This window comes from Aureimonas sp. ME7, from assembly GCF_903970965.1.
GTDB lineage: Bacteria > Pseudomonadota > Alphaproteobacteria > Rhizobiales > Rhizobiaceae > Aureimonas.
The window spans coordinates 305,803-312,552 of sequence record NZ_CAJCKW010000004.1; the positions used below are offsets into that span (position 1 = coordinate 305,803).

The window sequence follows — 6,750 nt, forward strand, 5'->3', positions numbered from 1 at the left end:
TCGCCGACACGCACTCTCCGATGACCGATCATTCGCGGACTTTCCTCGGGGTCGAGCGCTCCGTGAACGGTCGGCGCTGGGTTCATGCTCTTACCCCACGCACCGAAGCGGTTGCGGCGCGCATGGCGCAGTTGCACGCCATCCCCGATCTCGTGGCCCGCGTCATGGCGGCCCGTGGTGTCGCGGCGGACGATGCCGGACGATTCCTCGATCCGACGATCCGCGACCTGATGCCCGACCCGTCCACCCTGACGGATATGGACAAGGCCGCCGCTCGTCTCGCCGACGCGATCGAACGCGGGGAACGGGTGGCCGTGTTCGGCGACTACGACGTGGACGGCGCGGCGTCCTCGGCCCTCCTGTATCGCTACCTCACGCATTTCGGCATCGAATGCGAGATCCGCATCCCGGACCGGGTGACCGAAGGCTATGGGCCAAACGCACAGGCCTTGCGGGAGCTTGCCGGGCGTGGCGCGACCCTGATCGTCACCGTCGACTGCGGCTCGACGAGCTTCGAGGCGCTGGACGCGATCGCCAAGGAAGATGTCGATCTCCTCGTCCTCGACCACCATCAGGTCGGCACCGAGCTTCCGCCGGCCATGGCGATCGTCAATCCGAATCGTCAAGACGATATCTCGGGACAAGGACACCTGTGTGCTGCCGGCGTCGTGTTCCTGACGCTAGCCTCCGTATCGCGTGAGTTGCGACGGCGCGGGCGCTCGGCCGCCCAACTGCCGGATTTGCGCCACGAGCTCGATCTTACGGCGCTGGCGACCGTTTGCGACGTCGTGCCACTCATCGGATTCAACCGCGCGCTGGTGGTCAAGGGGCTGCAGGTCCTACGAGCGCGCTCGAGCGTCGGCTTGCGGGCTCTCGCAGATGTCGCGCGGCTACAAGGACCCATCGAGGCGTTCCACCTCGGTTTCGTTCTCGGGCCGCGGATCAACGCTGGCGGGCGGATCGGTTCGGCGGACCTTGGCAGCCGCCTCCTGACGCTCCGCGACGATGCGAAAGCGCAGGAGATTGCCGAGCAGCTGCATCTCCTCAATGCCGAGCGTCAGGCGATGGAACGTGAGATGCTGAGCGAGGCGGAGGTCGAGATCCGCGCCGAGATCGGCAACGGGGAGGGGCCGCCCATTCTCGTGGCCGGACGTGAAAGCTGGCATCCGGGAATCGTCGGTCTGATCGCCGCTCGGCTGAAGGAGCGCTTCAGCCGACCCGCCTTTGCCATTTCCTTCGACGGCAGCGGGCGGGGAACTGGCTCAGGACGCTCGATCGGCGGGTTCGACATCGGCCGCTTCGTCCGCGAAGCCGTGGCGGACGGTATCCTCGTTCGCGGCGGCGGGCATGCGATGGCGGCGGGCCTGACGATCGAGCGCAGCCAGCTTGCGGAGTTTCGGCTGCGTGCCGAAACCCACGCGCGCTCGGCGGTAGACGCCCTTCGGGCAAACGACGTGCTTTCGATCGATGGTGCGCTCGGCGCCCGCGGACTGACGGTCGATCTCGTCGGAATGGTCGAACGGGCAGGGCCGTTCGGCTCGGGCCACCCCGCGCCCGTCTTCGCGCTTCCAAGGCATCGCGTCGCTTCGGCATCTCATGTCGGAACGACCGGACATATCCGGGTGAGTCTGCGCTCCACGGACAACGCGACCCTGTCGGCGATTGCCTTCCGCGCGGCGGATGCGCCGGTGGGGAACGCGCTTTTACAGCGGATCGGGCAGGAGTTGCACGTGGCGGGGACTGTTTCGATCGATCGCTATCAGGGCAACGAGAAGCCGGCGTTCCGTATCACGGATGTCGCGGTACCAAGCTGACGAACCGGAACAACAAAGCGACGAACAGCTCTTTTCCAGTCGATCGAGATGTAGGGGAAGTGGTACGCCCGAGGGGAATCGAACCCCTCTCTCCACCGTGAAAGGGTGGCGTCCTAACCGATAGACGACGGGCGCGGACAAGGGCTCTATACGGTGAGTCGTTTGGCGGTGCAACCCGAAAACCGCCCCGTATTGGTTTTCTCAGGTCGACTGCCGGCGACGGCACGGCCAGTTCCAGTCGCGCTGCGCTCCGACGTCGATATGGATCGCTGCGGTGTGACAATAAGTGCCGACGCCACCGCGTCCCGGCAGCGCGCGAACGAAGCGAGCGACTTCCTGGCCGTTGACGCCGGGCACGTGCAGATCGGCTGCCTTGCAGGCCATATGCATCGAAGCCTTGGCGCCGTTGACCCGCCGATTGTGCGCCGGGGACCGGAAGCCGGATGTGATCACCACACGCTGCTTGAAGCGCCGCTCGATCTGGGAGATCAGGTTCATCAGGTTGGTGTCGAAACAGTTGGTCACGACATCGTCGCGCTGAATCATCAGGCCGCTCGGTGCGAGCCTTGCGATGCCGGATAGCGAGGCCAACTGGTAGCTGCTACCGATGTCGTCCATGAGTTCGGAATCGACCGAAGCGCGCTGACCGATTTCGAACAGCGACTTCGGATCGACGCCCGGAAGCGCGTTCGCGGTCGGGTCGCTCGCCTGATCGCTGCGTTGGTGAACGATCACCCGTTCGCTCTTGCCCTTCTCGGCATTGCGCAAGGGCGTCTTCGCTTCGGACTGCGTGAAGAGGGAGGCGTAAAGGGACTGGTCCGCCTCCTTCCCCTTCTTGCCCGGAGCATAGGCGGCGACGGCGGCTCCGGCGGTTGGGGTCAGGAACGAACCGGCCTTGATCCCACCGTCTGCCGAAGCCGTTCTCTCGGCGGCCCCATCGGAGGCTTCGGTTGCAGCCACCTCTTCCGCCTCGGGGCTCGCGGCGACGCTTGCAAGTTCGCGAGCGGGATCCGCCGGCTTCGCGTTCGAAGGCGATGCCTTCGAGGCTGCGACGTCCGAGGGAGCGTCGCGCGTCGGGTCGGCTGCGATCGCATCCTCCACCGTCGCCGGCTCGGGCTTGTTCGCAAACCCGAACGCCGTCGTCTCGTCGACGGCGGAAACACACCCGCCGATAATCGGGAGGAGCGTCAAGACGCTGGCCGCCAAGAGCGCCCTACGAGATGACGCGCGGCGAAAGATATCGTGACTGGTCAATCGGTCGTCCACCCTCTTGACGACGGATCGGCACGATCCGTGTCCAAGCCATGACCGAAATGTCCCCCAAACGAACATCCGGTAGACTGCCGTTTCCTTCGCGCACGCTCCCCAAAGCGAGGGTTCCAATAAACCCGCTGCGCGAATTGTGACTAAGATGTTACCACTGTGGTGTTTCCAAGGCTAGTCCACAGAAACTCTCGTCACCAGGCGCCGGTATTGGCCATGGACGACCAGGGTTCGGCAGGAGCTTTCGCAGCACCCTTCTGAAGAAGTTCGAACGAGATTCCGTCCGGCGATTTGACGAAGGCCATGCGGCCGTCGCGCGGCGGACGGTTGATCGTGACACCGCTGTCGTGCAGCCGCTGGCATGTCTCGTAGATGTCGTCCACCTCGTAGGCGAGATGGCCGAAGTTGCGCCCGCCCGAATAGGTTTCGGGGTCCCAGTTGTAGGTCAATTCCAAGAGCGGCGATGCGTGCGAGCGGCCGGATGACTCGTTGTCGCGCGCTGCCAGGAAGATCAGGGTGAACCGACCCTGCTCGCTTTCCGAGCGGCGAACTTCCACCATGCCCATCTTGCCGCAGTAGAAATCGAGCGATCGGTCGATGTCCGTGATCCGGACCATGGTATGCAGATAGCGCATGTGGCGATACTCCAAACGTCGGTGCTCTGCGAGCTAGGACACTTCGGCGATCCGCCAATGCGAAACCCGGTCGCCGGAGCATAATTCGGATGCTTGGGGCGAAGCTTGCGAGAAAGCCGGGACCGTCCTTCGTGCCGATTTCCAAGAAAAACTTCCCGCCGAGGATTCCCAAATTCAACCTTCAAACTATTCTGAAACCTCAGGTGATCGTTTGACGGATGACATCGGTTTGCCAATGCTGTCGGTTCAGGCGAGTTGGGTAGGGCCTTTCGAAGCGTTCGTGGCTTTTGAACGGGCGTCGGTAGGTCAAGGGCGGGATTTTCGATGACGGGCCGAGAACCTTCACGGATCTCCGATAATGCCGAGCCTTCCGAGCCGAACCTCGACCTTCAGGTCGTCTCGGGTCATATCAAGTGGTTCGATGTGGCCAAGGGTTTCGGCTTCGTCGTCCCGGACGAGGGCGGCGACGACGTCCTTCTGCATGTCACATGCCTACGCCGCGACGGTTTCTCCACCGTCCTCGAGGGTGCGCGAATCGTCTGCGAGGTTCAGCGCGGCGAGCGGGGCCTGCAGGCCTTTCGCGTTCTTTCGATGGATACGTCTACCGCAGTCGCTCCCACGGGCGGCGGGACGGGGCGCACGCATGCGCAGGTCGTGGCTACAAGCGATCTCGAGCGGGCGTCGGTGAAATGGTTCAATCGCAGCAAGGGCTACGGTTTCATCTCGCGTGGCGAGAACACCGAGGACATCTTCGTGCATATGGAAACATTGCGACGTTACGGCATGGCGGAGCTCCGTCCTGGACAGGAGGTTCTCGTGCGCTTCGGCTATGGCGAGAAGGGCTTGATGGCCGCCGAGATCCACCCGGCCTCCGGCCCCGTTCACCCGGCCACGCACTGATGGCGGGTCTGGCAAAGGGCGTGGCGTCGTTCGCAGCGGGGATGGCGCTTGTGATGGGCGTCCTCGCCGCGACGACGCTAAGTGCGATCGCCGATACGGCGACGTTGGTCACCGCCACCGGGTCTCATCCCATCGCCGTCGAGATCGCGGACACGCCGAGTGCGCGCGAGATCGGTCTCATGAATCGCGAAAAGCTTGATAAGGGCACCGGCATGCTCTTCGACTTCAAGCAAAGCCGTCCGGTCAGCATGTGGATGAAGAACACGCTGATCCCGCTCGACATGCTCTTCGTCGCATCGGACGGGGAGGTCGTGCGGATCGCCCGCAACGCCAAGCCGATGTCGCTCGACGTGATTCCCTCGGGCAAGCCGGTGCGCTACGTCCTCGAGATCAACGGTGGAGAGGCGGCTTCCTATTCCGTCAAGGCCGGCGATCATTTGGAGCACGCGTTGATCAAGCGTTGACCCAAGCATTCGTTTCGCGTTGCGCCCGCCTTTGGGTTCCGCTAGAAGCGCGGCATCCCGGTCGGTTCCGGTGTGTCGGAGCGTAGCGCAGTCTGGTAGCGCATCTGGTTTGGGACCAGAGGGTCGCAGGTTCGAATCCTGCCGCTCCGACCAATCCGGATCATCGGAACTTAGATCTCGGAGTTGTTCGGAATGGTCGCTCGCATCTACCGCCCCGCACGCACTGCCATGCAGTCGGGCAAGGGAAAAACCCGCGAGTGGCTCTTCCTCTACGAGCCCGAACAGGCCAAGACCGTCGAGCCTCTGATGGGCTATACGTCTACCGGCGACATGCGTTCGCAGATCCGCCTTTCCTTCGAAACGAAGGAACTCGCGATCGAATACGCCGAGCGCAACGGCATTCCCTACACGGTGGAAGAGCAGTACATCGCCGGCCGTCCGAAAGTTTCCTATTCCGACAACTTCCGCTACGATCGTCGCCAGCCTTGGACGCATTGATGCGTCGAGGCGTCTAGTTCGGCCCCGTAGCTCAGAGGATAGAGCACCGGCCTTCTAAGCCGATGGTCGCAGGTTCGAATCCTGCCGGGGTCGCCAAAATTCTAGCAAAAACAACACCTTACATGGGTGTTCGCCAAGGCAGTTCGCCACCCGGTTCGCCAGCGGATTATCCAGCCCTTCGACGCAGCGCCACGACCTTGTTCATCCCCTCCATTGCAAGCCGGATCTGGGCCGCCTCACGGCTGTAGAGTTCGGCATGCTCGATGTCGTCGTGGCCGAGGATATCCATGATCTGTCGAGTGGACGCGTCGCTCTCAGCCAGGATCCGGCCGAGTGTCTTCCGTAAGCCGTGAAGGGTGCAGCCCTCCGGCAGCTTGGCGGCCTTCGTCCACGCCCGCATGCGTCCGGTGATGGACTTATCCGTGAAGGGCTTCCCGTAGGCGGTGACGATCACCGTCTCGCCTCTGACCGGCGAGCCGTCCAGAACCTCAGCCAGCATAGGCACGATGGGGATAGTCAGCTGCTTGCCGGTTTTCTTCTGCGCGAGCACGAACGCATCGATCTCGACGTTCTCGCCTCGATCTCGGAACGTCAGCTTCTGGCGCTGGTCCCATCGAAGGCGGGTCACGTCGCTGCGCCGATTCCCCAGCCATAGAGCGATGGCGTAGACGAGGCGCGGGTTCGAACCGATCGGCCACCTATCCTCGAACTTCTCCATCTCGGCGTCGGTCCAAGCCCGGCGGCCGCCATACTCGGGACGCCACTTCATCCCGCTTGTCGGATCGAACTCGATCCATTCCTCGTCCATCGCGACATTCAGCATGCGGCGGATCGCCACCATCTGATTCCGCGCGGCGTGCGGCGTCTCAGCCTTATCGGCCAGCAGGCCCTTCATGTGGCGCCGCTTGAAATCCGCGATGCGCTGGTCCTGCCAAATCTCCGAAGCGCCTTCGACGACGGGCGTGGCGAGGAAGGCTTCTGTCCAGCGGACATTGTTGTGCTGCGTCGCCGGTTCCAGCCGCTGCCATTCGGCCGACTTCTTCACCAGCCGCTGGTCTGCCCCCTGAAAAGTGGTCCTCCCTGAAGTAGGCTTTCGAGCTGATGGAGGACACGAGAATGGGACAGAAGAAGCACAAGCCGGAAGAGATCGTCGCCAAACTTCGGCAGGTGGACGTG

General features: G+C 63.2%; 7 protein-coding genes and 3 tRNA genes. 6 read left to right on the forward strand and 4 right to left on the reverse strand.

Features of this window, described 5'->3' with window-relative positions:
• The first annotated feature begins 20 nt into the window (after nucleotides 1–20).
• Nucleotides 21–1,814: a single-stranded-DNA-specific exonuclease RecJ gene (gene recJ, locus H7A85_RS10205; RefSeq protein ID WP_182085819.1), complete on the forward strand. Its 1,794-nt coding sequence runs from the start codon at nucleotides 21–23 to the stop codon at nucleotides 1,812–1,814.
• A gap of 60 nt (nucleotides 1,815–1,874) precedes the next feature.
• Here recJ and H7A85_RS10210 read toward each other — a convergent pair.
• The 3 genes from H7A85_RS10210 to gloA all read right to left on the reverse strand — a co-directional run bounded on the left by H7A85_RS10210 (nucleotide 1,875) and on the right by gloA (nucleotide 3,712).
• Nucleotides 1,875–1,949, reverse strand: a tRNA-Glu gene (locus tag H7A85_RS10210).
• 66 nt (nucleotides 1,950–2,015) lie between these two features.
• Complete coding sequence (locus H7A85_RS10215; RefSeq protein WP_182085820.1) at nucleotides 2,016–3,005, reverse strand: D-Ala-D-Ala carboxypeptidase family metallohydrolase; 990 nt, start codon at nucleotides 3,003–3,005, stop codon at nucleotides 2,016–2,018.
• Between the two features lie 266 nt (nucleotides 3,006–3,271).
• The gene (gene gloA, locus H7A85_RS10220) at nucleotides 3,272–3,712 is read right to left on the reverse strand and encodes a lactoylglutathione lyase (protein WP_182085821.1); all 441 of its coding nucleotides are present in this window, start codon (nucleotides 3,710–3,712) and stop codon (nucleotides 3,272–3,274) included.
• 324 nt (nucleotides 3,713–4,036) lie between these two features.
• Between gloA and H7A85_RS10225 the strand changes: the two genes are divergently transcribed.
• The 5 genes from H7A85_RS10225 (at nucleotide 4,037) to H7A85_RS10245 (ending at nucleotide 5,670) form a co-directional block, all read left to right on the forward strand.
• A complete protein-coding gene (locus tag H7A85_RS10225; RefSeq protein ID WP_182085822.1) occupies nucleotides 4,037–4,612 on the forward strand; it encodes a cold-shock protein in 576 nt (191 codons plus the stop codon).
• Between the two features lie 53 nt (nucleotides 4,613–4,665).
• Complete coding sequence (locus H7A85_RS10230) at nucleotides 4,666–5,076, forward strand: DUF192 domain-containing protein (RefSeq protein ID WP_244631090.1); 411 nt, start codon at nucleotides 4,666–4,668, stop codon at nucleotides 5,074–5,076.
• A 76-nt stretch (nucleotides 5,077–5,152) separates the two neighbouring features.
• Nucleotides 5,153–5,229: transfer RNA gene (locus H7A85_RS10235), tRNA-Pro, on the forward strand.
• A 39-nt stretch (nucleotides 5,230–5,268) separates the two neighbouring features.
• The gene (locus H7A85_RS10240; RefSeq protein WP_182085824.1) at nucleotides 5,269–5,574 is read left to right on the forward strand and encodes an ETC complex I subunit; all 306 of its coding nucleotides are present in this window, start codon (nucleotides 5,269–5,271) and stop codon (nucleotides 5,572–5,574) included.
• Between the two features lie 20 nt (nucleotides 5,575–5,594).
• A tRNA-Arg gene (locus tag H7A85_RS10245) sits at nucleotides 5,595–5,670 on the forward strand.
• A 70-nt stretch (nucleotides 5,671–5,740) separates the two neighbouring features.
• Here H7A85_RS10245 and H7A85_RS10250 read toward each other — a convergent pair.
• Nucleotides 5,741–6,235, reverse strand: coding sequence for a tyrosine-type recombinase/integrase (locus H7A85_RS10250; RefSeq protein WP_244631101.1), 495 nt, complete (start codon nucleotides 6,233–6,235; stop codon nucleotides 5,741–5,743).
• Nucleotides 6,236–6,750 lie beyond the last annotated feature (515 nt).

Bases quoted from the DNA above. Each gene is read 5' to 3' on its own strand.
- H7A85_RS10230 (WP_244631090.1), top strand. From the start codon at position 4,666: ATGGGCGTCCTCGCCGCGACGACGCTAAGTGCGATCGCCGATACGGCG.
- gloA (WP_182085821.1), bottom strand. From the start codon at position 3,712: ATGCGCTATCTGCATACCATGGTCCGGATCACGGACATCGACCGATCG.
- H7A85_RS10225 (WP_182085822.1), top strand. From the start codon at position 4,037: ATGACGGGCCGAGAACCTTCACGGATCTCCGATAATGCCGAGCCTTCC.
- H7A85_RS10240 (WP_182085824.1), top strand. From the start codon at position 5,269: ATGGTCGCTCGCATCTACCGCCCCGCACGCACTGCCATGCAGTCGGGC.
- recJ (WP_182085819.1), top strand. From the start codon at position 21: ATGACCGATCATTCGCGGACTTTCCTCGGGGTCGAGCGCTCCGTGAAC.